The following is a 26,410-nucleotide window of genomic DNA, read 5'->3' as shown; positions in this document are numbered from 1 at the left end:
TGGTATGGAAGAGCCTGCAAAAGCCTAATTGAAGCTTTAATTTTATTAGGCGAAATTATCTGTATAAGGATCGGTGCAAAATATTATATCGCCTTCGTCTTAGAAAACAAATTTAAATATTTAAATTTGACATTATGCTTACCTCTTGCTTACAATAAAAATAATACTACTAGAATAATTAGGGGGAAAAGCATGTATATACTATACTTTATTATCATCCTTTTAGTACCTCTTTGGGCGCAGATGAGGGTTAAAAGTGCATATAAAAAATATTCTAAGGTAGCTTCCACTTCTCATCTTTCAGGCCGAGAAGTAGCAAGAAAAATTTTAGATGAAAATGGACTATACAATGTTACGGTTGAAGAAACAAGAGGCGTTTTGTCTGATCATTACGATCCCCGAACAAAAGTTGTGCGCCTTTCTAGCGACAACTATCATGGGCATTCTGTTGCAGCAGCTGCTATTGCTGCACATGAAGTTGGCCATGCGATTCAAGATCAGCAAGATTATTCTTTTTTGCGTTTTCGCCATGCATTAGTTCCAGTTGCCAATATTGGCAGCAACTTTTCTTGGATACTTATCCTAATCGGCATGTTGGCTGGACTATCGAATTTATTGCTTTTAGGGATTCTTTTTATGGCAGCTGCTGTATTATTCCAGTTTGTCACATTGCCGGTTGAATTCAATGCATCTAATCGAGCGATGGATCAAGTTGTTTCACTCGGCATTATCCGCAATGACGAAGAAAGAGAAACAAAAAAAGTATTAAATGCAGCAGCATTGACATATGTTGCTGCAGCAGCTGTAGCCGTTTTGGAATTGATTCGTCTTATTTTAATTTATACAGGCATGCAAAGAGACGATTAAATCTAAAGAAACATATAAATAACAACATATCTTTAAACAAAAAATCCATTTGCAGTATGATGGATTTTTTTGTTTTTTTCTACTATTATCTGAAACTTGGCTGTATAATAAATATTGATATTTCACTAATCGAAATTTTTACATACATTATTTTTATGGGGGAAAGAAGGGGTTTTTTGCAAACAGCAGAGCATTTGACGCAAAAACAATCATTAACCGTTTATCGGATTTTATTTGCTATTAGTTTAGGTCATTTTATTAATGACTGTATGCAATCTGTCGTTCCGGCATTATTTCCTGTTTTGGAAAAGACGATGCAATTAAATTACACCCAAGTCGGCTGGATTGCTTTTACGCTGAATATTACATCGTCTCTTATGCAGCCTTTTTTTGGTATGATGGCAGATAAAAAACCGGCGCCTTTTTTATTGCCGATTGCACTTGTTTCCAGTTTGCTTGGCATGATGGGGCTTGCTTTTGCTTCTAATTTTTATTTTGTGCTATTATCTGTCCTATTTATTGGATTTGGTTCAGCCATTTTTCATCCAGAGGGATCACGTGTTGCTTACATGGCTGCAGGACAGAAGCGGGGATTGGCACAATCTATTTATCAAGTTGGCGGCAATGCAGGCCAATCAATGGCGCCGCTGTTTACTGCTTTTATTTTTCTTTATACAGGCCAATTTGGCACGATTTGGTTTACTGTTCTTGCTGCTTTAGGTGTAATGGTGCTTTTCACCGTATCTTTCTGGTATAAAGAAGAGCTGAAACACACGATTTCTAAACAAAAACAACAAATAAAACGGGAGCTTCGCATTTCGAAAAGAATTGTTTTTTCCATATGCTTACTAATCTTTTTGGTTTTTGCCCGTTCTTGGTATGGAGCGGGAATCACGAATTTTTTTCACTTTTACATGATGGAGAAATTCCAACTGTCCATTAAATCGGCCCAGCTTTATGTATTTATCTTTATGCTTGCTGGCGTTTTTGGAACATTTTTTGGGGGGCCTCTTGCAGATCGTTTTGGAAAAAGGATGATTCTTGTTTTTTCTATGCTTGGATCTGTGCCTTTTACTTTGCTGTTGCCCCATATCCCTCCTGCATTGATTGCGCCATTGCTCGCTGTTATAGGCTTTATTCTGCAATCCAGCTTTAGTGTTACGGTCGTATATGCACAAGAGCTGCTTCCAGGGATGATTGGACTAGTGTCAGGGCTAATTGTTGGTTTAGCATTTGGAATGGGAGCATTAGGTGCTGTTATTTTTGGGGTGATTGGCGATTTATATAGTCTTCAGACTGTGATGTTATTATGTAGTGTTCTTCCTGTTTTAGGAATATTAACTTATTTGCTGCCAACAGATAAAGAAGTGAAAAATATGCATATACAGTAAAAAAAGCAAGAGAATAAACAGGAAAGGTTTATTCTCTTGCTTTTTAATGGAAGAATCAATGCTCAATTGGCCGCTTGTACTCATCTAATGTAAAGCCTTCGCCAATCACATCATGAACCACACTAACAGAAACGAAAGCATGGGGATCAACCGAAGTTATTACGCTTTTTAATCGGACAATTTCGGTTTTAGCCACTACACAATACAATACTTCTCTTTCCTTTTTAGTAAAAGAGCCATGGCCTTTTAGAACAGTGACCCCTCGATCCATTTCGCTCATAATTTTATCTGCAATTTGTTCATTAAAATCAGAAATAATCATAGCGCCTCTGGCAGCATATGCTCCTTCTTGCATAAAATCAATAACTCTTGTTCCAACAAACACAGCAACAAGGGTATACATTGCTTCCCGATAGGAAAGGTAAAAAATCAAGGATAGGGTAATAACACATGCATCAAATAAAAACATCGTTTTTCCCATACTCCAGCCATAGAATTTAAAAACAAGCCTTGCAATAATATCGACTCCGCCAGTTGTGCCTCCAAAGCGGAAAATAATGCCAAGGCCAATTCCAATAAAAGTTCCAGCAAACAAAGCAGCAAGAGTTAAATCTTCTTTTAATGGAATGTGCAGCTGGATTTGGGGAAGCTGGAATAGCCAGAAAAAGAAGGAGACGCTGACTGTTCCAATAATGGTATAAATGAAAACATTTTTTCCAAGCAGTTTCCAGCCGATAAAAAATAACGGTATATTTAAAAGCAGATTGGTATAGGATGGATCCCAATTAAATTTAAAATACAGCAATAAGGTTAATCCGGTAAAACCACCTTCTGATAAATTATTCTGCATATTAAAATGGATAATTCCAAAAGAGAAAATTGCGGAACCAAGAAGGATAAATAAAATATTTTTAAGTTTTATTCCTTTAAACATGTAACAATCGCCTTCTTTCTATGTATTGGCCAATTAAAAGTTATTGCAAACTATTTATTTCCTAAGAAATAGGGAAGATGATCTCTTCTGAATAGAAGGTTCACTTTATGCAGTGAATGTTCATTCATTATATCCAAATAACAAGTCGATAGCAATGTCAAGGTAAATATCCTGGGAATATGGAAGAAATGACAAGTAATAAAAAACCAGTATTTTATCATGCATTAACGGGCTTTTGCTCCCTACCTAAGGGGTGGTAAGAAAAACGAGAAATCTAGGTGGATAGAAACTTGTCGATAAAAGCTTGACTGGTTCCACTAACAATCAGTGGGGGACGTGGAAAACCCTTACTGATTGAAGTTTCACTTTATTAGAATATGAACTCGAAAAAAATTATGAAAATATCAGAATAAAACTGGCTAAAATGTTTGTAAAAACCTTTTAGATTAGCTAACATGTAGAAGAATATGATTTGGTTTGGGGTGGAAGGATTGACGGATAAAACGCTGAAAGAAATTCAAACAGAAGTAGATCAATATATTGGCCAATTTAAAGAAGGCTATTTTAGTCCTTTGGCTATGCTGGCACGTTTAACAGAAGAATTAGGGGAACTGGCAAGAGAAATTAATCATCATTATGGAGAAAAGCCAAAAAAAGCATCAGAGGGAGAAAAAGAGATTAAGGATGAGCTTGGTGATATGCTGTTTGTTTTAACGTGCCTTGCCAATTCTTTAAATATTGATTTAGAAGAAGCGCATGATCGAGTGATGCATAAATTCAATACAAGAGACAAAGATCGCTGGACAAAAAAAGAAGAGTAAACATTTAGCAGCACCAGAGGAAAGCAGAGCTAAAACTTTTCAGATAAAAACATACATATATATAGCATAAAGGAGCGCATGAAATTGAATAAAGTAAAGATTGTTATTGCAGGGGCTAGAGGAAGAATGGGAAAAGAGGCAGTTTATTTAACAGGCCGAACGGAGCATTTTGACTTAGTCGGGGTTTTAGATCATAAGCATGAGGGAAAAAAATTAAGTGATTTAGACGGCTTTGCAGGGTATGATGTGCCAATCTATACAGATATTGAAAAATGCTTTCAAACAGAAAAACCAGATGTTCTTATTGATTTGACAACGCCTGAATTTGGCTATTATCATGCTAAAACAGCCCTTAGCTATGGCGTGAGACCTGTTGTAGGAACAACTGGATTTACAAAAGAGAATTTGCAAGAACTAGAAAGATTATGTGAAGAAATGGATCGTGGATGCATTATTGCTCCTAATTTTGCTTTAGGTGCTGTATTGATGATGAAGTTCTCCCAAATTGCTGCAAAATACTATCAGGATGTTGAAATAATGGAAATGCATCATGATCAAAAATTGGATGCGCCAAGTGGAACAGCCATCAAAACAGCCGAATTAATGGCAGAAGTAAGACAAGCAAAAAAACAAGGACACCCAGATGAAAAAGAAACGATTTCAGGTGCAAGAGGAGCAGATTTTGATGGAATGCGCATACATTCTACTCGTTTGCCAGGTTTGATTGCCCATCAGCAAGTGCTATTTGGAGCAGAAGGAGAATCTTTAACGATTAGACACGATTCTTATAATCGAGTGTCTTTTATGTCTGGCGTAAGGCTTGCAGTAGAAGAAGTCCTAAAGGTGAATGTATTAGTTTACGGTTTAGAAAATATCATGGAGTAGGGGTGTGAAGAAATGAATATTGCTTTAATTGCTCACGATAAGAAAAAAGATGATATGATCCGATTTGTAACAGCCTATAAAATGATTTTTGCAAAACATGCACTATTTGCAACAGGAACAACTGGACAGAAAATTCAAGAAGCAACAGGATTAGCAGTCCATAGGTTTTGTTCTGGACCCCTTGGCGGCGATCAGGAAATCGGCGCAAAAATTGCCAACAATGAGATGGATATGATTTTTTTCTTTCGCGATCCGCTGACTGCACAGCCTCATGAGCCAGATGTAACGGCACTTATTCGTTTATGTGATGTATATTCTGTGCCTCTTGCAACCAATATGGGAACAGGAGAAGTGTTAATTCGAGGGTTAGAGCAAGGAGATATAGACTGGAGAAATGTTGTACATGGAAAAACAGAAGATTTTGCCGAAAAAAAATAATATTGATATATTGGCATTTGGAGCCCATGCAGATGATGTTGAAATCGGCATGGGCGCTAGCATTGCCAAATATGCCTATGAAGGCAAACGCATCGTAATATGTGATTTGACAAATAGTGAACTATCTTCAAACGGTACGGTGGAAAATCGTAAATCAGAGGCGGAAAAAGCTGGGGATGTGTTAGGAATAACAGAAAGAATGACAATTGGCCTCCCAGATAGAGGACTGTATCTACAAGAATCATTTATAAAAAAAATTGTAGAAGTTATTCGATACTATAAACCGAAAATCATTTTTTCCCCATTTTATATAGATCGTCATCCAGATCATGGGAATTGTGGAAAACTAGTCGATGAAGCCATCTTTTCAGCAGGCATCAAAAACTTTAAAGCTGGAGATTCAGCAGCACATAAAGTGCAAAACAGCTATTATTATATGATAAATGGCTTTCATAAACCAGATTTTGTTATTGATACATCTAAATGGATGGAAATAAAAAAACAGGCATTAAATTGTTATCGGAGCCAATTTGTCAAAACAAAAGAAACGGTGGAGACCCCACTTGTTAATGGTTATATTGAAACAATTGAAGCAAGAGAAAAAATGTTTGGGCAAGAAGTTGGAACAAGCTATGCTGAAGGATTTATGAAGAAAAAGCCATTATTAATACATCATGATTTATTAGGTGAAATAGAATGAAAAAATTAAAAATAGGAATTACCTGCTATCCGACAGTAGGAGGATCAGGCGTTGTTGCAACTGAATTAGGGAAAATGCTTGCAGAAAAAGGGCATGAAATACATTTTATTTCCTCTAGTCTGCCATTTCGCCTAAATAAAATGTACCATAATATTTATTATCATCAAGTAGAAGTCAGCCAATATTCTGTTTTCCAATATCCTCCTTATGATATTGCGTTAAGCAGCAAAATGGCAGAAGTAATAAAACGAGAAGAGTTGGATCTTCTTCATGTTCATTATGCAATTCCTCATGCAGTATGTGCCATTTTGGCAAAACAAATGAGTGGCCGTGATGTGAAGATTGTCACTACCTTGCATGGAACAGATATTACTGTTTTAGGATATGATTCATCTTTAACAGACAGCATTCGTTTTGGCATTGAAAAATCGGATGCCGTTACTGCTGTTTCTGAATCATTGCGCATGCAGACATATGACGTCATTCAGGCAGACAAGCAAATTGAGGTGCTGTATAACTTTATTGATGAGAGAATATATCATAAAGTAGATTCTACTCATCTTAGAAAAGAATATGGGATTAAACAGGACGAAAAAGTAGTGATCCATGTGTCTAATTTCCGCAGTGTGAAAAGAGTGCCAGACGTAGTAAAGGCATTTCACCATTTGGCCAAAAAGGTTCCGGCAAAACTTTTGCTTGTAGGCGATGGTCCAGAAATGAGAAATGTCACCAAGCTGGTTGACGAATTGCAAATGAAAAATAAAGTATTATTTTTAGGAAAACAAGAAAACTTGGAAGAACTATATTCTATCAGCGATTTAATGCTTCTTTTATCAGAGAAGGAAAGTTTTGGTTTAGTTGCATTAGAAGCCATGGCTTGCGGTGTGCCGTGTATCGGCACCAATATTGGGGGAATTCCCGAAGTGATCGTCGATGGAAAAACGGGTTTTATCTGTGAATTGGGTAATATACAAGAAGTTGGCGAAAAAGGTGCTTTGCTGTTATCCGATCCCAAGCTTCAAGCTGAATTTGCTTTGCGGTCCATGCGGCGGGTTACGGAGAATTTTCGTGCGGAATTAATCGTTAATCAATATGAACAAATATATGAGCGTCTTCTAAAAGAAGGTGAATAATATGCCAGCAGTTTTTCAAGAAGCTGCACCTATTTTAAAAAGAATAGAACAGGCTGGATTTGAAGCATATTTTGTCGGCGGTTCTGTTCGGGATTATTTGCTTGGCAAAAAAATCAATGATATCGATATTGCAACATCTGCGACACCAGAAGAAATTAAAGGAATATTTGGCCAGACAATTGATATTGGCATACAGCATGGAACCGTTATGGTAATAGCAGGTGGCAAATCATACGAAATAACAACATTTCGGACGGAGTCATCTTACGTGGATTTTAGGCGTCCAAGTGAAGTGGCGTTTATTAGAGAGCTTCGGGAAGATTTGCAAAGGCGAGATTTTACCATGAATGCAATGGCAATGGATAAACAAGGAAATATTATTGATTATTTTTCTGGCAGGGAGGCATTAAAGCAACAACAAATAGAAACTGTTGGAAATGCAGATGAACGTTTTAAAGAAGACGCACTTCGCATGATGCGCGCCATTCGGTTTGTCAGCACATTAGGTTTTTCATTAGAAGAAAAAACATATGCTTCTATTAGGCAAAATCGGCCATTATTAGCAAAAATAGCAATAGAAAGAATCACACAAGAATTTGAAAAGCTGTTAAGTGGCAAATACAGCAGAAAATCCTTGCAGCTAATCGGGGAAACAAATTTGCATGAATATTTGCCAATGCTGAAAGAAAAAAAACAAGTGATTTTGCAAGTTTCCAAAATGGAGATAGATTATCTAACTATTGATGAAATGTGGACGTTATTGCTTTGGAAGATGGATATTACAGCAAATAAGGAAATCGACGTATTTTTGCGCCAATGGAAACTGCCGGTAAAAAAAATCAAAAAAGTTCAAAAAATAATTGCAGCTATGCTTGGAAAACAAAAAAATAATTGGACATGCGTAGATTTATACAAAATAACCTTGGAGATTGCTTGTAGTGCAGAAAAACTTTCCATGCTAATTTGGGAAGGGAAATTGATAAAAGAAGCAGATTACATAAAAAAAGCATTTGAGCAGCTGCCGATACAAGAAAAAGCAGAGCTTGCCATTCATGGAAAAGATTTATTGAACTGGAGCAGCAAACCTCCTGGAGCATGGATAAAAGAAGCCATAGAGGCAGTAGAATACGCGGTATTAGAACAAAAGGTGAAAAACGATAAGCAAGCAATAAAGGAGTGGCTAGAGTCATGTCATCTGATTTAAGAAAGAAACTGCTGGAAGTGTTTACTGATAAGCCAGATGAATATATATCAGGCCAAGAGCTTGCCGATAGGTTAGGGTGCTCTAGAACAGCTATTTGGAAACATATAGAGGAAATGCGCAAAGACGGATTTACTTTGGAAGCTGTTCGCAAAAAGGGCTATCGAATTACGAATAGTCCAAAGAGCATTATTCCAGATGAAATTCGGTTTGGATTAAAAACAAAGTTTTTAGGAAGAAATATTCATTATGAAGAAACAGTAGATTCCACCCAAAAAATTGCCCAAAAATTAGCCTATGAAGGGGCCGAAGAAGGGACAATTGTTCTTGCAGAAGAGCAAATTGGCGGAAGAGGGAGAATGGATCGTTCTTGGCATTCTCCTAAATATAAAGGAATTTGGATGAGCGTTTTATTAAGGCCTAATATTCCTATTATGCAGGCGCCTCAATTAACGCTGCTCACAGCTGTTGCAGTTGTGCAAGGAATAGAGGAAGTTACAGGTATACAGGCGCAAATCAAGTGGCCTAACGATGTGCTGATAAACGGCAAAAAAGTAACCGGCATTTTAACAGAACTTCAAGCTGACAGCGATCGCATCCATTCTCTTATTGTCGGCATTGGCATCAATGTGAATCAGCAAATAGAAGACTATCCAGAAGAACTTCAAAATACTGCTACCTCTCTTTTTATAGAAAACAAGGAAACTTGGAATCGAGCAGTTATTATTCAGGCGATTCTTCTCAAAATGGAAAAGTTATATACGATTTATTTAGAAAACGGATTTTATCCTATTAAATTATTATGGGAAAGTTATGCATTGACGATAGGCACCAAGATCACTGCGAGCACATTAACGGGAAAGATAGTGGGGAAAGCATTGGGCATCACAGATGATGGGGTTTTATTAGTAGAAGATGAACAAGGAACCACACATATGATTTATTCGGCAGATATTTCTGTTACATCATGATAAATACTTATAGTAGAAATGATTTGGATTTGTTATAATTCTTTTGTCGGGCGGTATCAGAGTGAACTGCACCTTTATACACTTATTTATTTATATCTGCCTAGATCCAGATAATAGGACAAGGACAGAGGGATGAAACAAATGAAATCAGCGTATTATCCTTCTATTTGTTAATAGAAGGTTTCAGAGTGAGGACAAAGTTCATTTTGCTGACTTTTGAAGTTATCGAAAGCTTTTTGCTTTTGATAGGTGAAGCATTGGGAGGAGCGGAACTGCCGTAGTTTGGTAAGGAGCATCTGAACAAGGGAGCAATGAAGAAAGGGAACGTTTGTCGACAGCCTGCATCCTTCTATTTTGTTGATAGAAGGATTTTTTATTATGTTTAGAATTCCCCTCTTCCAAAACAAGGAGGAAAATATGAAGTCAATTACTGATTTTCTTAAAATGAAGGAAAAAGCAGAAAAAATAACAATGATAACAGCATATGATTATCCTTCCGCCAAACATGGGGAGGCATCAGGTGTGGATATGATTCTTGTTGGAGATTCATTGGGAATGGTAGTGCTGGGATATGATTCTACTGTTCCTGTTACAATGGATGATATGATCCATCATGGAAAAGCTGTAAAACGGGGAGCACAGGATACATTTATTGTTATCGATATGCCTTTTATAAGCTATCATTTATCTGATCGGGATACTTTATTGAATGCATGCAAATTGATCCAAGAAACAGGCGCTCATGCTGTAAAAATCGAAGGGGCTAATGATGTGATAGAAAAAATTAAGCTTCTTACGAATGCAGGCATTCCAGTTATGGCTCATTTAGGATTAACCCCCCAATCTGTAGGTGTTTTAGGGGGCTATAAAGTGCAAGGCAAAAACCATAAGGAAGCATTAGAACTAATAGAAAATGCAAAAAAATGTGAACAAGCAGGCGCTTTTGCAATCGTTTTGGAATGTGTGCCGATGCAGCTGGCAGAAGAAGTAAGCAAAAGTTTGCAAATTCCGACAATTGGAATAGGTGCAGGCATTCATACAGATGGACAAGTGCTTGTATACCACGATTTAATCACATATGGGGTAGATAGAGTAGCAAAATTTGTTAAACAGTATACCAATACAAATGAATCTATTAAACAAGCAATTGAACAATATGTACAAGAAGTAAAAAAGAGTGAGTTTCCTGAAATATCACATAGCTTTACGATGAAAGAAGAAGAACTAAAAAGCTTGTATGGAGGAAAACAATGAACGTACTGACAGAGACAAAAGTTATTACTACAACAATAGAATTGCAGCAACTTACGACAAAGCTAAAAAATAACCAGAAAACAATTGGTTTTGTGCCTACAATGGGATACCTCCATGAAGGGCATCGGGCATTGTTAAAGGAAGCGCGAGAAAATAACGATATTGTTGTGTTAAGTATTTTCGTAAACCCCCTGCAATTTGGCCCTAGTGAAGATTTAGATTCTTATCCAAGGGACTTTAAACATGATAAACAAGTAGCTGTAGAAGAGAATGTAGATTATATTTTTCATCCGTCGGCAGAAGAAATGTATCCAAAAGAATTATCGGTTACAGTGAATGTGCAAAAAAGAACAGATATCCTATGCGGAAAATCTCGACCAGGCCACTTTGACGGCGTTGCAACCGTTCTGACAAAACTTTTCCATTTAGTGCAGCCGAACCAAGTATATTTTGGGCAAAAAGATGCACAGCAAGTAGCTGTTGTAGATGGATTAATAAATGATTTTCATTTTCCGCTCCAACTTGTTTCTGTTCCAACAGTTCGAGAGGAAGATGGTTTAGCTAAAAGCTCACGAAATGTTCGCTTAAGCGAACAAGAAAGAATGGAAGCCGGCATTCTTTATCGTTCCCTTGCTAAAGCAAGAGAAGAGTTGATTAAGGGGAAAACAGATATAAATCAACTTCGCAACAAGCTAGTAGCCGATATAGAACAAGAATCATCAGGCAAAGTGGATTATTTAGAGGTATTAACTTATCCTCACTTAGAGCAGCCGACGCATTTATCTGGAAGGCTTATTGTGGCCCTTGCTGTTCAATTTAGCCAAGCAAGATTAATCGATAATATCATTTTTGATTTATAAAAATGTATCGAGCATTAATGGGCAGTAAGATTCTTTATAAGAGACAAGGAGAAATCTAGGTGGCGAATTAGTCTGTAAAAGCCCCTGACAATCAGTGTAGATCCACTGATTGAAGTTTTATTCTATAAACAGCAATAAGTTGGAGGGATCATTTATGTTTCGAACGATGATGAATGGAAAAATCCATCGGGCAACAGTAACGGAAGCAAACTTAAATTATGTAGGAAGCATTACCATAGATGGGGATCTTCTTGATGCAGTTGGCATGGCTGCAAATGAAAAAGTGCAGATTGTCAATAATAATAATGGAGCGAGATTGGAAACATATATTATTCCTGGCGAAAGAGGATCAGGCACTATTTGTTTAAATGGGGCAGCTGCAAGACTGGTTCAAAAAGGGGATATTGTCATTATTATTTCTTATGCACTTGTTTTGAATGAAGAAGCGGCAAACCATCAGCCAAAAGTAGCAATCATGGATGAAAATAATCAAATACGGACACTTTTAAATTATGAACCTGCAGCAACGATTATGTAATCGGTAAAGGTCGGTCTGTTTAATCTTTTGGAGAACACCTCTTAAGTACAGCCATTAGAAGGTTAAGATTAAGAGTGCAGACAAAGTTCAATTTGCTAACTTTTCAGGCTGTCGAAAACGGCAGCCTTGTCACAGTCTGAAGCCTTAGGAGGAGCAGAGTTGTCCGAGTAAGGAGAACAACAAAAAGCACAAGTGTTTGTCGACAGTGTGAGCCTAGCCTTTAAAAGGCTGGGCCTTTTTAATGAGCAAGATGCATTTTTCGATAATAGTAGGAGAAAATGGAAATAATATAAAAATAGTATAAAGGAAACAGGCAGGTATCATTTTTTTCAATAATGAATGAAACCTAAGGCAAACCAACATAAAATAATATGAATGTATTCCTATATAACGGCTCTGTTCGTATAATAGGTAAAACTCTTTTCCTTTTTTCAATTTTATGATACCGTTTGATTGACTGAAAGTTAGAGGTGGGTAAAATGGAGAATAAATATGTCGTGATTGATTTGGAAACAAACGGTAATTCTCCGAAAAAAGGGGATAGGATTATTCAATTTGCTGCAGTTGTAGTAAGGAATGGAAAAATAGTGGAAGAATATTCTTCTTTAATAAATCCTATGCAACCAATATCTCCATTTATAGAAGAATTAACAGGAATTAACGACGAGATGGTGAAAGATGCACCATTATTTGAAGAAATTGCGGAAAAAGTGCAAGAGCTATTAAAAGATGCTTATTTTGTGGCACATAATGTATTATTTGATTTATCATTTTTATCGGAGGAGCTAGAGCAAGCTTTTTATAAACCATTTTATGGACCAGTGCTTGATACGGTTGAATTGGCCAGAGTGCTGTTTCCGACTGCAGATAGCTACAAATTAACAGACTTAGCCCTCCAAGAGGGAATAGTGCATTCAAGGCCTCATCAGGCAGACAGTGATGCATATGTCACAGCAGAACTTCTGCTTATTCTCTTGCACAAATTAGAGAGTTTGCCGCTGCAAACAAATAAACAGCTGCATAAATTAAGCAGCTCTTTAAAAAGCGATGTCGATTTGCTTTTGGAAGATATAATGGATAAAAAGCAAAAAAAAGTGGAATACATACCGGATCATTTAGAGATTTACCGTGGATTGGCCCTAAAAGTAAGCAAAAATGAGGAGAAGGACAATAAAGAAAAACGAATAGATTCACAAACCTTTTCTATAAAAGAAATAGAAAAGCGAATGGAGGGAACTCTTCCTTTTTTTCGCAAAAGACAAGGCCAATTTAAGATGATGGAAACCATCTATGAAGCATTTTGCGATAATGACCATTGTTTGATCGAAGCTGGCACCGGGATAGGAAAAAGTTTAGCTTATTTACTTCCAGCAGCCTATTTTGCCGTTCAAAATAAAAAACAAATTGTCATTAGCACCTATACAACTCAATTGCAGGAGCAGCTAATCAATAAGGAACTGCCTTTGCTTAAAGGTACTCTTCCTTTTTCTGTTTCTTATACGATCTTAAAGGGACGCAGCCATTATATTAGTCTAGACAAGTTTGAAATCTCGCTTCAAGAAAAAGAAGATAACTATGATACTATTTTAACAAAAATGCAAATTCTAATCTGGTTGACGGAAACTTCTACAGGAGATAAGGATGAGTTGAATTTATCCAGTGGGGGAGTTGCCTATTGGAATAAAATTAAAAATGACGGCAATTTTTCTTTAGCTATTTCGAAGGCGTGGGCTCCCAAGGATTTTTATCGCAGAACAAGATTGCTTGCACAAAAAGCACATTTAATTATTACCAATCATGCTTTATTGCTAAAAGACAGCACAGCTTTGCAAAAATCACTTCCAGCTTATCAATATGCTGTTATTGATGAAGGACATCATTTCGAAAAAGTGGCAACGAAACATTTTGGCCATAAATTCAGCTATGTTGGGGTGAAATTAAGCATACAGCAAGTAGGTACATTTGAGCAAAAACAGTTATATTATAAGATGGAATTATTTATGGATAAAGAGGGAAAAGGACAAAAAGACCCCCTATTCAATCAGCTTGTCGGCGATCTCCAAATAGAGCTAGACAGCTTTTTTCGAATATTGATGCGCTATACAAAAAAAACGTCCAAAAAAACGGCTTACACTAACAACTCTTTCCGCATTAAAAGAGAGGATACAAAAGAATGGAACAATGCCCGCAATTCTGCAGAGCGGCTAGTGTTTTTATTTAAAGATGCCATTGACGCAATCACAGCAAAAATAAATAGGCTAAAACAATCAAAAGAAATACTGACAACCAAACAAGTTTTGGTGACAGAAAGACTTGCTGAGATTCAAAAGGAATGGCACGACTATTTGATGGCGCTCAGAGTCGTTTTTTTACGAGAGGAGAAGCATATATCCTGGCTTGAAGCAGATATAAGAACTTTTCCTAATAATGCCGTATTATTTGCACAGCCTTATTCTGTAGGAGAAATCTTGCAAAAGGAGTTTTTTGCTCAAAAAAACAGCATTGTATTTACCTCTGCAACTCTTACGGTAAATGATTCTTTTGATTATTATATACGTTCACTCGGATTGACTAAAAAAAACTATAAGGCAGAACAAATTAATTCTCCTTTTCCATATGAAAAACAAGTAAAATTATTAGTGCCCAATGATATACCTGAAATCAATACTGTTCCTTTAGAAGAATATATTGCTGCCATAACAGAACAAATTATTCAAATAGCAGAAGCTACAACAGGCCGAATGCTTATTTTATTTACAGCGTATGATATGCTGCGAAGAACCCATGATTTAATTAAAGAAAGCGGCTGTTTAGAGGACTTTGCTATTTTGGCACAAGGCATCACAAATGGAAGCAGAATGAGGCTGACACGAAATTTTCAACGCTATGAAAAGGCAATTTTGCTTGGAACAAACAGCTTTTGGGAAGGCATTGATATACCAGGGGAAGATTTATCCTGCCTAGTAATTGTTCGGTTGCCATTTTCTTCTCCAGATGAACCTTTAACAGAAGCAAAAAATGAAGAAATCAAAAAAAATGGGGGCAATCCTTTTACAGAAAATAGCCTGCCGGAAGCAGTATTGCGTTTTAAACAGGGGTTTGGACGGTTAATTCGTACAGAAGAAGATAAAGGGTTTATTGTTGTGTTTGATCGCAGAATATTAACAACCACTTATGGAGAGACATTTTTGCGCTCTATTCCTGCTGTTTCAGTGGAGACCAAAAAATTGAATGAAATGATTGCGATTATAAAAAAATGGCTTTAGAGCCAAAAAGTTAATTTAGAAAAATTAAATAGTTTAGAATTTTTTAATAGGGAAAAGTGTTCCTTTCTCTTGATACTTGCTGTTATAATAACTGATGAGAATAATTGAATGTATTTCCTGATAGTTAATTTAATTTCAAGGAGGAAGAGAATGAAAGGTTGAAAGTGGAACCACAGCGTATTCCTAAAAACAGAGTTAGATGAAATAAAAAAGGAAATAGATGATAATCCACTATTTAACAAAAATGCTAATAGAATGAATATGAAGAAGTGATGACAAATGAAAAAATGGATATGGATTATAAGTTTAGCATGTTTGATTATTTTAGGATTTGCAGCAAATCTATATTTGGATGCTGTAAAGCCAGTAAAAACTGCCAAAGAAAAAGCAATAGAAATTGCTGAAGAAAAAGCAGATGTAAAAAGTATCGATAACTTTACATTATTCCATGGGACAGACGCTTATTATATAGTAGAGGGAAAAAACAGCAAAAAGGAAAATGTAATTGTCTGGATAAATGAAAAAAACAACAGTATAACAGTTAAAAAGAAACAAGATGGAATATCTAAAAAAGATGCAATAAATGCTTTATTGGACAACAGATCCCCAAGCTCCATTAATACTGTTCGATTAGGCATGGTTCAGGGAATTCCAGCGTGGGAAATATATACTCATTCAGAAGATGATTTAATAAATTATTATTATTTGGATTTTGAAACAGGTGAAATCCTTTTAAATATAGAAAATATCTAAATTAGTGTCTTTAGTTGGAGGAGAAGATCATGAATATTACGTTAGCACAAAGAGTGAATGCATTAACACCGTCTACTACTTTAGCGATCACTGCAAAAGCAAAATCGTTAAAAGACAGCGGCTATGATGTTATTGGTTTAGGAGCAGGGGAGCCTGATTTTAATACACCGCAAAACATTATTGATGCTGCTGTGAAAAGCATGAATGAAGGACATACAAAATATACGCCTGCTGCAGGACTGCCGTTGCTAAAACAAACGATTAGCGAAAAATTAGAAAAAGATCAAGGTTTGCATTATGAAGCTTCTGAAATCATTGTGACAAATGGAGCAAAACATGGGCTTTTTACATTGTTTCAAGTAATATTGGATGAAGGCGATGAAGTCATTATACCAACACCTTATTGGGTCAGCTATCCAGAACAAGTAAAACTTGCAGACGGTGTGCCGGTGTTTGTAGATGGATTAGAAGAAAATGAGTTTAAAATAACGCCAGAACAATTAAAAAATGCAATAACAGAAAAAACAAAAGCCGTTATTATTAATTCCCCAAGCAATCCTACTGGAATGCTTTATACAGAAGAAGAATTAAAAGCAATTGGCGAGATTTGTTTGGCGAATAATATTCTGATTATTTCAGATGAAATTTATGAAAAGCTGGTATATGGAGATGCAGTGCATGTATCCATTGCGACATTGTCTCCTGAGCTTAAGGAAGCGACTATTATTATTAATGGTGTCAGTAAATCTCATTCAATGACAGGCTGGAGAATTGGATATGCAGCCGGCAATAAACAAATTATAACGGCGATGACGAATCTGGCAAGCCACAGTACGTCCAATCCAACAACAACGGCGCAATACGGTGCGATTGAAGCATATAAAGGTCCACAAGATACTGTGGCAGAAATGAATAAAGCATTTGAAGAACGTCTTAATATTATTCACCAAAAGCTAAATGAAATTCCTGGAGTCGTTTGCTTAAAACCAAAAGGGGCTTTTTATTTATTCCCTAATGTGAAAAAGGCTGCTGCTTTAACAGGTTTTGCTAGTGTAGATGAATTTGTTTCTGCACTGTTGGAAGAAGCGCTGGTTGCAGTTGTTCCTGGTTCAGGATTTGGAACAGAAGACTATATACGCTTATCATATGCGACTTCTTTAGAAAACCTGGAGAAAGCAGTGGCGCGCATTCACGAATTTGTCCTAAACAAAATGGCAAAATAATATTGCAGTAAAGTATCTTTTTTAAAAAGAATATACTGAGTAATGAAATTAAAGAAGGTTTAGAGTGTTTATATATTGTTTGCAAAGTGCTGACATTTGACGAGGAGGGCGTTTCAACTATTTATTGGAACACCCTCCTATGTTGCTTGTGGCGTGTAAGTTCGGTATAATGTTTTGATAGGAAAGTAATTTTATGCTAGCATCGAATGTTTTCAGCATTTAAAAAAATTAGCAGTTGCTGCTTTTCTTTACATATTTAGATCTTTGTTTTTGGAGGAATTTATTGTGATTAAATCAACGATAGCTGAATTACCGAAAAATGTTGATAAAGAAGTAAAAATAGGTGCATGGATTGCCAATAAACGCTCAAGCGGTAAAATTGCCTTTTTGCAGCTTCGTGATGGAACTGGATTTGTACAAGGCGTAGTTGTAAAAAGTGAAGTGGGCGAAGAATTGTTTCAAACAGCAAAATCTTTAACCCAAGAATCATCCGTATATGTTACAGGGCTTGTACAAAAAGATGAGCGTTCTCCTTTTGGGTATGAACTATTGGTGAAAGATGTTCAATTAATCCATAGTTCTGTTGACTATCCGATTACACCGAAAGAGCATGGAACGGAATTTTTGATGGATAATCGTCATTTGTGGCTTCGTTCCAAACGCCAGCATGCTGTAATGAAAGTGCGCAATGAAATTATCCGCGCCACATATGAATTCTTTAATGAAAATGGTTTTACAAAAGTAGATCCCCCAATTTTAACTGGAAGTGCACCAGAAGGCACAACGGAATTATTTGCGACAAAATATTTTGATGAAGATGCCTATCTTTCCCAAAGTGGCCAGCTATATATGGAAGCAGCTGCAATGGCGCTTGGAAAAGTATTTTCATTTGGCCCAACTTTTCGTGCAGAAAAATCAAAAACCCGCCGCCATTTAATTGAATTCTGGATGATAGAACCAGAAATGGCATTTGTGGAGTTTGAAGATAATTTAGTAGTGCAAGAAGAATATGTAAGCTTTATCGTTCAGTCTGTATTAAAAAATTGTGCTCTTGAGTTGAAAACACTTGGTAGAGATACCTCTAAATTGGAAAAAATTACAGCACCATTCCCAAGAATCAGCTATGATGATGCAGTAAAATTCTTGCAAGAAAAGGGATTTGATGATATTACGTGGGGAGATGATTTTGGAGCTCCTCATGAAACAGCAATTGCAGAAAGCTATGATAAGCCTGTATTCATTACTCATTATCCAACCACTTTAAAACCATTCTATATGCAGCCAGATCCAAATAGAGAAGATGTTGTGCTATGTGCAGACTTAATTGCTCCAGAAGGATATGGAGAGATTATCGGTGGATCTGAACGCATTCACGATATGGATCTTTTAGAGAAACGGGTAGAAGAACATCAATTGGATACGGAAACATATAAATGGTATTTAGAATTAAGAAAATATGGTTCTGTGCCACATTCCGGATTTGGACTTGGATTAGAACGAACAGTTGCATGGATCAGCGGTGTGGAGCATGTTAGAGAAAGTATTCCATTCCCACGATTATTAAACCGTTTATATCCTTAATTACTTTTGATTATTTTTTGTTTCTAATGTTGCAGTAAAGCTACCTGCGTGTTGATTAGAGTGAAAGGCGTATGACTCTTGCGGGGAAAACGAATGTCTGAAGAGGAAATCAACAGCCAAGTTTATAAAGCCTTTCTAATAAAGGGAAGAATGCCTTTGCTTCTATTTTTAAGCAGCAAAGGCATTCTCCCTTGTTTATTTTTCCGGAATGCAGCTGATTTACAAAAGAGAATAAGATTTATTTTGCACGCAGAAAAAGTTCATGCCAGCAATTCCATTTTTTTATTATTACAAGAGAGATTTGTCATGATATACTGAATTAGAGGTGTCCTAAATGAATAAAACAATAATGTTAAAATGGTTGCAAGAGGGAAGTATCAGCATTCCTACAACACTTCTAACACACTATAAAACACTTAAACTGACGGAACAAGAATTAGTATTGCTTTTGCATATTAACTCTTTTTTAGAAAAGGGAAATGAATTTCCGACTCCAGCAGAATTAGCTGGCTATATGACCATGGATGCTAGACAATGCCATGAAATGTTAAGCCAACTTATAAAAAGAGGGTTTATTTCCATAATAGATGGAAATAATGAAAATGGCATACGTTTTGAACAATATTCTTTAGAACCACTATGGAATAAATTAATAGATTTATATTTATTAATCAATAAGCAGGAAAAAGCAAAAGAAGCGGAAAAAACAGAAACAGACCTATATTCTTGTTTTGAAACAGAGTTTGGCAGACCGCTGTCTCCTTTTGAAATTGAAACATTAGGAATGTGGGTGGATGATGATCAGCATAATCCAACTATTATAAAAGCAGCTCTTAGAGAAGCTGTGATTTCTGGGAAAATAAATTTTCGCTATATTGATCGAATTCTTTTTGAATGGAAAAAAAACGGCATCCAAACTATCCAACAAGCAAAAAATCATGGGAAAAAGTTTAGGCAAAATCAACAATATACAATAGGAAAAGGAGCGGAATCTTCTGTAGAAAGTACGGTGAAATCTGTTCCTTTTTATAATTGGCTGGACCAATAAAGCGAAAGTTTCAATTAGTGGGTAATTTTTTTATCTTCTACGGATTGCTAGTTGATACAAGATAGGATATAGCTCACAGAGATGTTGCCACCGGACACTTAACAGTCTGTGTTTAAGTTGGAGAAAAAGCCGGATAATGCGCGATAAATAAAAAGAACCTGTGAATAGGGGAAAAACGTGGTGAGGTAAATATGTTGAAAAAAGATGAAATAAGGTATTGTTTGGATACAATGGCAGAAATGTTTCCTGATGCCCATTGTGAACTAGTCCATGCAAATCCATTTGAACTAGTGATTGCAGTAGCGTTGTCTGCACAATGTACAGATGCGCTTGTAAATAAAGTAACAAAAAATTTATTCCAAAAGTATAAAACTCCCGAAGATTATTTACGTGTGCCTCTTGAAGAATTGCAGCAGGATATCCGTTCCATTGGATTATACCGAAATAAAGCAAAAAATATTCAAAAATTATGCCGAATGGTGTTAGATGAGTATAATGGGGAAATACCTGCTGACCGAGATGAATTAATTAATCTTCCAGGGGTTGGGCGAAAAACGGCTAACGTGGTTGTATCTGTTGCTTATGATATTCCGGCGATTGCCGTTGATACGCATGTAGAGCGGGTAAGCAAAAGATTGGGCTTTTGCCGCTGGAAAGATTCTGTATTAGAAGTCGAAAAAACACTAATGAAAAAAATACCGAAGGAAGAATGGTCGCAAACGCATCATCGCATGATTTTTTTTGGACGCTATCATTGTAAAGCACAAAATCCACAATGTGAGATTTGTCCTTTATTATCCCTGTGCCGGGAAGGCAAAAAGCGAATAAAAAAATTAGGTGTCGGCTAATGGAAAAAAGCTATTGTATACATCTTCCTGCCGATTTGCAAATTCCCCAATTAACTCATTTGACTGAATTCAATTTAGATGATATGCGTTTAATAGAATCTTTCCAAGCTAACTTGCCTTTTATTCACGAAGGAGCATATACAAAGGGGCTGAATGGTTTTATACCATGGAAAAAAGAGCATATTAAATCATCTGTATCAATACTTATTGATCAGTGGAAATTATTGAAAGTAGAAATTGCACAATATATAGCTGCCCAAAAAAAAGAGCAAATATATAAAGGAATGGCACATGGTATTTGTTGTTTTTTGGAATGTTTATATTGGCTGAATGACTTGCCTGTCACGTTTAAAGAGGGATTAATCAGCCGCAATATTAAAATAATGCCAATAAATGTTGAGGAAAGATTATATTTTATTCTTTCAAGAGTAACAGGCTATCATTCTTTTAAACAATTAGAAGAGTTGTTTAAAGAATTAGAAAAGCAATTTGCCATTTATTTAATAAAAAATAAAGGATAGCTTATAGTAAAATAAAGAAATCCATTAGCATAACAAATAAAAGTAGGGTTCTGATGACAGCGTAAATTAAAATGAAAAAGAGGACAAAGTCGCAAAACGACTTTGTCCTCTTTTGTTAGTTGTTATCTGTATTGCTGTTTGACTGATTGGTAGTATTGCCATTATTTTGGTTTGTCGTACTATTTGAAGAATCTGAGTCACTTGTTGGGTTCTCATTTCCATCTTCTTCGTTTGCATTATTGCTATTATTACTATTGGTATTATTAGAGTTATTGCCGCTGTTGCCGGAATTATTGCCGCTGTTGCCGGAATTATTGCCGCTGTTGCCGGAATTATTGCCGCTGTTGCCGGAATTATTGCCGCTGTTGCCGGAATTATTGCCGCTGTTGCCGGAATTATTGCCGCTATTGCCGGAATTATTGCCGCTGTTGTCGGAATTATTGCCGCTGTTGTCGGAATTATTGCCGCTATTGCCAGAGTTATTCCCATTATTGTTATTGTCTGTATTTCCTTGATCTGTACCTTGATCTTGGGAATCATCTGTTTCTGTATCCTCATTATCCTGCTTATCTTCATTATCATCGATAGTTTCATCTTCATCTGGCTGTTCTTCTTCTTCCACTTCTTGTTTTGGAATTGTCACACTTGCTGAAGCAGCAGCACTTGATTGACTGTCTTTAACAGCGATGACAGTAAACGTATAACTGCTTCCTGGTGTTGGTTTGGCAATTTTTAGACTTTTATCAGATGTTTGGGTTAACTGCTTTGAACCCCCGCCATCGACGCTAACATTTACTTGGAATTTAACTCCTTTTTTGCTGCCGTATTTCCAAGATAATGTAATTGCATCGTTATCTTTATCATAGGATGCATTTACGCCAGAGGGTGCATCAGGTTTATCATATTTCTGAGATACTTGATTAAGGATATTGCCTTTGACCGCATATTCGGTAAGAATTTGACTGCTAGGTGTATAGGAGCTGGCTAATCGGGCAGGGTAAGTTCCTTTTTCAATTTTGACTGTCTCTACACTATCTGGCTGCTTAAAGTCTTCGGTTTCCACATCTTCAGAAATATATCCCATAACAGTGGCAAATATTTTTTGAGCAATTTTCTGATCCATGCCTGGCTCAATATAATTCTTTCTGCTTTCGTACCCTGTCCATACGGCCATTGTAAAGTTGGTCGTATATCCAGCAAACCAAGCATCTGGAACAGCTTTGCTTGTAGGTATATTATAATCGCTCAATTCTTGATCAGTATAGTTGGTTGTTCCTGTTTTACCAGCAATTGGCAGTCCGTAAACATTTGCATAAGATCCTGTTCCATACGAGGAGCTTACTACATCTTTTAACATATCTGTAATTAAAAATGCAGTATAGTCTTGCATGGCAGCTTTAGGTTCTGGTTCCATGTTTATCTTTGTGCCGTCTTTTAAGGTAAACGATTTGACTGCATGTGGCGTATTATATATTCCATCATTCCCAAATGCACTATATGCCCCTGCTAATTCAAGAGAAGAAATACCTGGGCTTATTCCCCCAATAGAAGCTGATTCATAGACTTCTTTTAGTTCGACACCTATATTTGCTGCAAATTCTTGTGCCTTGTCCGCACCAACCTCTTTAAAGGCTTCTAAGGCTGGAATATTACGAGATCGCGCCAATGCCTCACGCATCGATAATGACCCCATATACTGATTATCCCAGTTGCCAATTGGCGTACCATCTGAGTAAGTTGTAGCTTTATCCACTAATGTATGGTATGTGCCCCATTTTAAGTATTCAATGGCAGGTCCATAGTCAAGGATTGGCTTAATGGTGGATCCTGGCTGTCTTTTTTGCTCTGTTGCATAGTTGAATCCAAATTTGACATCGGGATCGCGGTCGCCACCGATTGCTAAAATTCCTCCCGTTTTTGTATCAAGCAAGGTAATTCCTGCTTGGAATTTTTCATCAGGGAATGGAACAATTTCATTTTCATACATAATTTTATCTACATAATTTTGTGCTTTTTTATTTAATGTTGTTTGGATAGAAAGTCCATCTGTATAGACATTAATGTCTGGATATTTTTCTTCAATTTCTGCAATTGCTTCTTTAATATAGGAATCATATGGAAGATTAGTGCTTTTTCGTTTATCTTTGCTCAAAACTAAGCTTTCAACAGATACTTTTTGTGCTTCTTCCATCTTTGCTTTTGTTATATATCCATGCTGGTGCATTAAAGATAAAACGACATTTTTTCGTTTATCGGCACGATCAGGATTATTAAAAGGATTATAGGCATTTGGAGCTTGTGGCATTCCTGCAAGCAGTGCTGCTTCCGGCAATGTTAATTCATCAAGGTTTTTGCCGAAATAAGTATTTGCAGCTGTTTTTACACCACTCATATTTTCTGACATGAAAATTTTATTTACATACATTTCAAAAATTTCTTCTTTTGAATACTTGCGTTCTAATTGAATGGCAAGCCATGCTTCTTGTGCCTTACGGGAAAGGGTTTTTTGCGGTTGATTAAAGAAAAAGTTTTTCACAACCTGCTGTGTAATCGTACTTGCCCCCTCAGCACCAAAACCATGTTTAACGTTCGCAACAACTGCTCCGCCTAAACGGATTGGATCAATCCCATGATGCTTAAAGAATCTGGCATCTTCTGTTGCAATAAAGGCGTCTTTTACTAATTCAGGAATATCTTCATAATTGACATAATCTCGGTTTACAGCGCCAACTTTTGCAATTTCTTCTCCTTCTGAATCATAAAAAGTAGAAGAGATTGAATCTTTTAACGTTGCAGCATCCAGTTTTGGAGCATCTTGGATCATTACAGCAAAGGTAATGGCACCACCGATCATTCCAACAATTGCCAAGGCAATCACGGCTAAGAAAATGCGTTTTGCAATTTGTTTACCGCTTTTTTTCGTTTTGTTTTGCTGTTCTTTTTTATCTTTAGGTCCTTTATTTTTATTTTTCGCTTCTTGGAGTCTTTTGCGGCGCTCCTCTCGCGTTTCATACATATCTGCCATTGTTTTTTTCCTACCTTTCTTCAATAAAAACAATCAAAGGGGCATTTAATCAAAATGATAAAGCCAATCTATTACTTTAATATAGTCAATTCTCGGCTGAAAACCAAGTTTTATTATGTGACTACAAGCTAAAAGCTCCTTTTTTGTAATTGATTTTCTGCCACCATTTTTCATTCTGTCCCAAAATATAAACAATTGCTCAGCTTGCAATAAAAAAATCTCATCTGTCGAAGAAAATCGAATGAGTACAAAACAGATGCCCTTTTGTTTTGCTACTAGATGCATATGTTTAATTTGGTGCTCATGAAAATTACTTAATGGAAAAGATTGTAGTGATTTTGTTTCTTTTGCTTCAAAATCAACATATTTTCCCCGGTATACACCATTATAATCTGTTGTAGAAGCTTGTTTAAAATACGCTTCTTTAATAACAGCAGCACTTCTTTTGGGATAATCCACTTGAACAATTTGAACAGGTGTTGGCTTTTTATGTATAACCGCTTTTCCACATTCCAAGTAATACTGATTTGTTGCATTGATGTCTTCTTCCAAAGTCATGCCTCTATTGGAATAGCTGATTTTTTTAACTGGCGTTTTTATGCTGGCTGTCGGATTGTACTTTTTTCCGTTTGGGTAATTCATTTTTTCACCTCATTAAACTACCATAGGAAAGAGTATAAGTTAACTCTAACAACAAACAATAATATCATATTGCTTGATAAAAGAGGGGGCTTATATGGTAGGTCTATTTAATTATTTTCTGCCGCCAAACGAAGAGAGGCTGGTTCAAAAGATTTATTCCCTAACAAAAAAATATAACTTAGATAATATATCAAGAACTGAAGGTTATCTCCAGTATTATACCGCAAATAAAGAAATTCAGTGGGCATATCTTGCCAGCCAAGTGTCGCGAAATGCTGGGTGGAATATGTGCGATTTACAAGGAAGCTGGTTTTCTAAAATACTAGCTGCAGAAAAAAGAGAGAAATTATTTTTCACCTATGAAGAAGCAAATTGGCTAATTTTTCAAGATGCATTCCCCCAATTATTGCTCTATGATTATTCGACGAAATACAACAGGCCTTTGTTTCACTTATTAAAATACTTTTCTGTTTCTTCTTTTATGGAAAAAGAATGGAATCTTTTTTGGAGAAAACGAAACCAAACAAGATTAATGACAAGTCTTATTATTAATGAACAAAACTTAATCGAGCAGCCTATTATTAAAAATCCTTATTATAAAAGAGAAGTATTCCATAGTCCAGCATATTTATTGCAAGATTTTTTTCATTTTAGTTCGGTGCTATTTCCTACTTTAAAAGGGAATCTTTATGGTGGCTGTGTAACTGACTTTACTTCCCTTGATAAGCGGATCGAGTTTGGGAAGGAACTGGCGAATATATTGTTTCATCCAGATTTATATGAAAGTTTTTATCAATTTAGTATCTCAAGAACGCATACTGGTTCAAGGAGAGATTATGAATGCATTATTTATCCCCAGCATAAAAGAGATACGCCCATTTTGCGTTTAGCTTATCCGGTAGTAAAGCATGAAAAAAAAGAAATGGTGGACTGGACAGAGATGAGGAAGAAAAAGAAAGCCTGGCAAAAAACATTGGCTAGAAAGCAAAAGCCGCAAACTCTGACAACGTGGTATCGGGATAAACAAGAGCAGTTGCATACATTGATTAGACTAGAAAATAAAGTGGTGAAAAATAAATATGTCGAAAATAGCTGAGAGAATTTAAGAATCAGTTCTTTCTTTGACGAATCCCTTCTAGTTTTGTCAGGTTGGCAGGAGCTATAAAGGAAACCTCGAATTAGTAACTAGCAAAAGAAACAGGAGGGGTAGAGATGAAAGAAGAATACAATAAAGCAGAATTGTTGAAGATGCTTGAAACTATTTATGATGATTTAGAAGAATTGGATAGTTTGCTTTTAGGTGTTCATTCCAATCAAAAAAAAGAGTTAGAAGATCATCTTGACCATTTAGAACTGTTAGAAGCTGCATTTTCTGTTTTTGAACAAAAGTTAAAAAAAGAAACCACACATACTATAGCCAAAAGTCCAGAGAAAATAAGAAGAATGGCAACATTTAAACTTGAATTAAGTTAAATAATCCCCTAATATTATGTCCATGACAATTAGAATA

24 protein-coding genes are annotated in these 26,410 nt (G+C 36.2%); 21 read left to right on the top strand and 3 right to left on the bottom strand.

Annotated elements, in window-relative coordinates; all coding sequences use genetic code 11:
• Positions 1 to 192: 192 nt before the first annotated feature.
• Both NCCP28_RS01930 and NCCP28_RS01925 read left to right on the top strand, forming a co-directional pair.
• Positions 193 to 867 carry a zinc metallopeptidase gene (locus NCCP28_RS01930; RefSeq protein ID WP_248559722.1) on the top strand — a complete coding sequence of 225 codons (675 nt, stop codon included), beginning with the start codon at positions 193 to 195 and terminating at the stop codon, positions 865 to 867.
• 176 nt (positions 868 to 1,043) lie between these two features.
• The gene (locus tag NCCP28_RS01925) at positions 1,044 to 2,258 is read left to right on the top strand and encodes an MFS transporter (RefSeq protein ID WP_248559721.1); all 1,215 of its coding nucleotides are present in this window, start codon (positions 1,044 to 1,046) and stop codon (positions 2,256 to 2,258) included.
• 55 nt (positions 2,259 to 2,313) lie between these two features.
• Here the strand turns inward: NCCP28_RS01925 and NCCP28_RS01920 are convergent, their stop codons facing one another.
• On the bottom strand, positions 2,314 to 3,192 hold the full coding sequence (locus tag NCCP28_RS01920; protein WP_101176773.1) for a YitT family protein: 879 nt from the start codon (positions 3,190 to 3,192) through the stop codon (positions 2,314 to 2,316).
• A 491-nt stretch (positions 3,193 to 3,683) separates the two neighbouring features.
• Here NCCP28_RS01920 and NCCP28_RS01915 point away from each other — a divergent pair, with 491 nt between their 5' ends.
• The 17 genes from NCCP28_RS01915 to NCCP28_RS01835 all read left to right on the top strand — a co-directional run bounded on the left by NCCP28_RS01915 (position 3,684) and on the right by NCCP28_RS01835 (position 21,233).
• Complete coding sequence (locus NCCP28_RS01915) at positions 3,684 to 4,013, top strand: nucleotide pyrophosphohydrolase (RefSeq protein WP_248559720.1); 330 nt, start codon at positions 3,684 to 3,686, stop codon at positions 4,011 to 4,013.
• A gap of 84 nt (positions 4,014 to 4,097) precedes the next feature.
• On the top strand, positions 4,098 to 4,898 hold the full coding sequence (gene dapB, locus NCCP28_RS01910) for a 4-hydroxy-tetrahydrodipicolinate reductase (protein ID WP_248559719.1): 801 nt from the start codon (positions 4,098 to 4,100) through the stop codon (positions 4,896 to 4,898).
• Between the two features lie 12 nt (positions 4,899 to 4,910).
• Positions 4,911 to 5,336 (top strand): methylglyoxal synthase, encoded by a 426-nt coding sequence (gene mgsA / locus NCCP28_RS01905; RefSeq protein WP_248559718.1) that lies wholly within the window; start codon positions 4,911 to 4,913, stop codon positions 5,334 to 5,336.
• A complete protein-coding gene (bshB1, locus tag NCCP28_RS01900; protein WP_248559717.1) occupies positions 5,302 to 6,036 on the top strand; it encodes a bacillithiol biosynthesis deacetylase BshB1 in 735 nt (244 codons plus the stop codon). The genes mgsA and bshB1 overlap by 35 nt, the downstream gene beginning before the upstream one ends.
• Positions 6,033 to 7,169 (top strand): N-acetyl-alpha-D-glucosaminyl L-malate synthase BshA, encoded by a 1,137-nt coding sequence (gene bshA / locus NCCP28_RS01895; RefSeq protein ID WP_248559716.1) that lies wholly within the window; start codon positions 6,033 to 6,035, stop codon positions 7,167 to 7,169. Before bshB1 ends, bshA begins: the two co-directional genes overlap by 4 nt.
• Before the next feature lies 1 nt (position 7,170).
• A complete protein-coding gene (locus NCCP28_RS01890; RefSeq protein ID WP_248559715.1) occupies positions 7,171 to 8,373 on the top strand; it encodes a CCA tRNA nucleotidyltransferase in 1,203 nt (400 codons plus the stop codon).
• Positions 8,358 to 9,341: a biotin--[acetyl-CoA-carboxylase] ligase gene (locus NCCP28_RS01885; protein ID WP_248559714.1), complete on the top strand. Its 984-nt coding sequence runs from the start codon at positions 8,358 to 8,360 to the stop codon at positions 9,339 to 9,341. The genes NCCP28_RS01890 and NCCP28_RS01885 overlap by 16 nt, the downstream gene beginning before the upstream one ends.
• Positions 9,342 to 9,758: 417 nt before the next feature.
• Positions 9,759 to 10,595 (top strand): 3-methyl-2-oxobutanoate hydroxymethyltransferase, encoded by an 837-nt coding sequence (gene panB / locus NCCP28_RS01880; RefSeq protein WP_248559713.1) that lies wholly within the window; start codon positions 9,759 to 9,761, stop codon positions 10,593 to 10,595.
• Complete coding sequence (gene panC, locus NCCP28_RS01875; RefSeq protein ID WP_248559712.1) at positions 10,592 to 11,455, top strand: pantoate--beta-alanine ligase; 864 nt, start codon at positions 10,592 to 10,594, stop codon at positions 11,453 to 11,455. Before panB ends, panC begins: the two co-directional genes overlap by 4 nt.
• Before the next feature lie 154 nt (positions 11,456 to 11,609).
• Positions 11,610 to 11,993, top strand: a complete 384-nt coding sequence (gene panD, locus NCCP28_RS01870; protein WP_248559711.1) for an aspartate 1-decarboxylase — start codon at positions 11,610 to 11,612, stop codon at positions 11,991 to 11,993.
• A gap of 479 nt (positions 11,994 to 12,472) precedes the next feature.
• Positions 12,473 to 15,259, top strand: coding sequence for an ATP-dependent DNA helicase DinG (dinG, locus tag NCCP28_RS01865; protein WP_248559710.1), 2,787 nt, complete (start codon positions 12,473 to 12,475; stop codon positions 15,257 to 15,259).
• Between the two features lie 279 nt (positions 15,260 to 15,538).
• On the top strand, positions 15,539 to 16,012 hold the full coding sequence (locus NCCP28_RS01860) for a cell wall elongation regulator TseB-like domain-containing protein (protein WP_248559709.1): 474 nt from the start codon (positions 15,539 to 15,541) through the stop codon (positions 16,010 to 16,012).
• Positions 16,013 to 16,041: 29 nt separating this feature from the next.
• Positions 16,042 to 17,235, top strand: a complete 1,194-nt coding sequence (locus NCCP28_RS01855; protein ID WP_282579513.1) for a pyridoxal phosphate-dependent aminotransferase — start codon at positions 16,042 to 16,044, stop codon at positions 17,233 to 17,235.
• Between the two features lie 288 nt (positions 17,236 to 17,523).
• Positions 17,524 to 18,816 (top strand): asparagine--tRNA ligase, encoded by a 1,293-nt coding sequence (gene asnS / locus NCCP28_RS01850; protein WP_248560265.1) that lies wholly within the window; start codon positions 17,524 to 17,526, stop codon positions 18,814 to 18,816.
• Between the two features lie 334 nt (positions 18,817 to 19,150).
• The gene (locus NCCP28_RS01845) at positions 19,151 to 19,864 is read left to right on the top strand and encodes a DnaD domain-containing protein (RefSeq protein WP_248559708.1); all 714 of its coding nucleotides are present in this window, start codon (positions 19,151 to 19,153) and stop codon (positions 19,862 to 19,864) included.
• Positions 19,865 to 20,055: 191 nt separating this feature from the next.
• Positions 20,056 to 20,712: an endonuclease III gene (gene nth / locus NCCP28_RS01840; protein ID WP_248559707.1), complete on the top strand. Its 657-nt coding sequence runs from the start codon at positions 20,056 to 20,058 to the stop codon at positions 20,710 to 20,712.
• Positions 20,712 to 21,233: a YpoC family protein gene (locus NCCP28_RS01835; RefSeq protein WP_248559706.1), complete on the top strand. Its 522-nt coding sequence runs from the start codon at positions 20,712 to 20,714 to the stop codon at positions 21,231 to 21,233. Before nth ends, NCCP28_RS01835 begins: the two co-directional genes overlap by 1 nt.
• A 115-nt stretch (positions 21,234 to 21,348) precedes the next feature.
• On the opposite strand, the gene NCCP28_RS01830 is transcribed toward NCCP28_RS01835, so the two are convergent.
• Both NCCP28_RS01830 and recU read right to left on the bottom strand, forming a co-directional pair.
• A complete protein-coding gene (locus NCCP28_RS01830; RefSeq protein ID WP_248559705.1) occupies positions 21,349 to 24,258 on the bottom strand; it encodes a PBP1A family penicillin-binding protein in 2,910 nt (969 codons plus the stop codon).
• Between the two features lie 45 nt (positions 24,259 to 24,303).
• Positions 24,304 to 24,900 carry a Holliday junction resolvase RecU gene (gene recU, locus NCCP28_RS01825; protein WP_248559704.1) on the bottom strand — a complete coding sequence of 199 codons (597 nt, stop codon included), beginning with the start codon at positions 24,898 to 24,900 and terminating at the stop codon, positions 24,304 to 24,306.
• A 94-nt stretch (positions 24,901 to 24,994) separates the two neighbouring features.
• Here recU and NCCP28_RS01820 point away from each other — a divergent pair, with 94 nt between their 5' ends.
• Together NCCP28_RS01820 and NCCP28_RS01815 are read left to right on the top strand one after the other, a co-directional pair.
• The gene (locus NCCP28_RS01820) at positions 24,995 to 25,996 is read left to right on the top strand and encodes a DUF2515 family protein (protein WP_248559703.1); all 1,002 of its coding nucleotides are present in this window, start codon (positions 24,995 to 24,997) and stop codon (positions 25,994 to 25,996) included.
• A 116-nt stretch (positions 25,997 to 26,112) separates the two neighbouring features.
• The gene (locus NCCP28_RS01815) at positions 26,113 to 26,373 is read left to right on the top strand and encodes a hypothetical protein (RefSeq protein WP_248559702.1); all 261 of its coding nucleotides are present in this window, start codon (positions 26,113 to 26,115) and stop codon (positions 26,371 to 26,373) included.
• Positions 26,374 to 26,410: the final 37 nt, after the last annotated feature.

The organism is Niallia sp. NCCP-28 (assembly GCF_023168165.1).
Classification (GTDB): domain Bacteria; phylum Bacillota; class Bacilli; order Bacillales; family Cytobacillaceae; genus Niallia.
The sequence above is the reverse complement of the archived record's forward strand: the minus strand, read 5'-3'. Positions and strand labels throughout refer to the sequence as shown.

What these genes read in the sequence shown, in the direction of transcription:
- NCCP28_RS01930 (WP_248559722.1), top strand. Translation starts at nt 193, where the DNA reads ATGTATATACTATACTTTATTATCATCCTTTTAGTACCTCTTTGGGCG.
- NCCP28_RS01890 (WP_248559715.1), top strand. Translation starts at nt 7,171, where the DNA reads ATGCCAGCAGTTTTTCAAGAAGCTGCACCTATTTTAAAAAGAATAGAA.
- panD (WP_248559711.1), top strand. Translation starts at nt 11,610, where the DNA reads ATGTTTCGAACGATGATGAATGGAAAAATCCATCGGGCAACAGTAACG.
- nth (WP_248559707.1), top strand. Translation starts at nt 20,056, where the DNA reads ATGTTGAAAAAAGATGAAATAAGGTATTGTTTGGATACAATGGCAGAA.
- NCCP28_RS01835 (WP_248559706.1), top strand. Translation starts at nt 20,712, where the DNA reads ATGGAAAAAAGCTATTGTATACATCTTCCTGCCGATTTGCAAATTCCC.
- NCCP28_RS01820 (WP_248559703.1), top strand. Translation starts at nt 24,995, where the DNA reads ATGGTAGGTCTATTTAATTATTTTCTGCCGCCAAACGAAGAGAGGCTG.
- NCCP28_RS01845 (WP_248559708.1), top strand. Translation starts at nt 19,151, where the DNA reads ATGAATAAAACAATAATGTTAAAATGGTTGCAAGAGGGAAGTATCAGC.
- panB (WP_248559713.1), top strand. Translation starts at nt 9,759, where the DNA reads ATGAAGTCAATTACTGATTTTCTTAAAATGAAGGAAAAAGCAGAAAAA.
- bshA (WP_248559716.1), top strand. Translation starts at nt 6,033, where the DNA reads ATGAAAAAATTAAAAATAGGAATTACCTGCTATCCGACAGTAGGAGGA.
- recU (WP_248559704.1), bottom strand. Translation starts at nt 24,900, where the DNA reads ATGAATTACCCAAACGGAAAAAAGTACAATCCGACAGCCAGCATAAAA.
- NCCP28_RS01855 (WP_282579513.1), top strand. Translation starts at nt 16,042, where the DNA reads ATGAATATTACGTTAGCACAAAGAGTGAATGCATTAACACCGTCTACT.
- mgsA (WP_248559718.1), top strand. Translation starts at nt 4,911, where the DNA reads ATGAATATTGCTTTAATTGCTCACGATAAGAAAAAAGATGATATGATC.
- bshB1 (WP_248559717.1), top strand. Translation starts at nt 5,302, where the DNA reads ATGGAAAAACAGAAGATTTTGCCGAAAAAAAATAATATTGATATATTG.
- NCCP28_RS01860 (WP_248559709.1), top strand. Translation starts at nt 15,539, where the DNA reads ATGAAAAAATGGATATGGATTATAAGTTTAGCATGTTTGATTATTTTA.
- NCCP28_RS01885 (WP_248559714.1), top strand. Translation starts at nt 8,358, where the DNA reads ATGTCATCTGATTTAAGAAAGAAACTGCTGGAAGTGTTTACTGATAAG.
- dinG (WP_248559710.1), top strand. Translation starts at nt 12,473, where the DNA reads ATGGAGAATAAATATGTCGTGATTGATTTGGAAACAAACGGTAATTCT.
- NCCP28_RS01830 (WP_248559705.1), bottom strand. Translation starts at nt 24,258, where the DNA reads ATGGCAGATATGTATGAAACGCGAGAGGAGCGCCGCAAAAGACTCCAA.
- panC (WP_248559712.1), top strand. Translation starts at nt 10,592, where the DNA reads ATGAACGTACTGACAGAGACAAAAGTTATTACTACAACAATAGAATTG.
- NCCP28_RS01815 (WP_248559702.1), top strand. Translation starts at nt 26,113, where the DNA reads ATGAAAGAAGAATACAATAAAGCAGAATTGTTGAAGATGCTTGAAACT.
- NCCP28_RS01920 (WP_101176773.1), bottom strand. Translation starts at nt 3,192, where the DNA reads ATGTTTAAAGGAATAAAACTTAAAAATATTTTATTTATCCTTCTTGGT.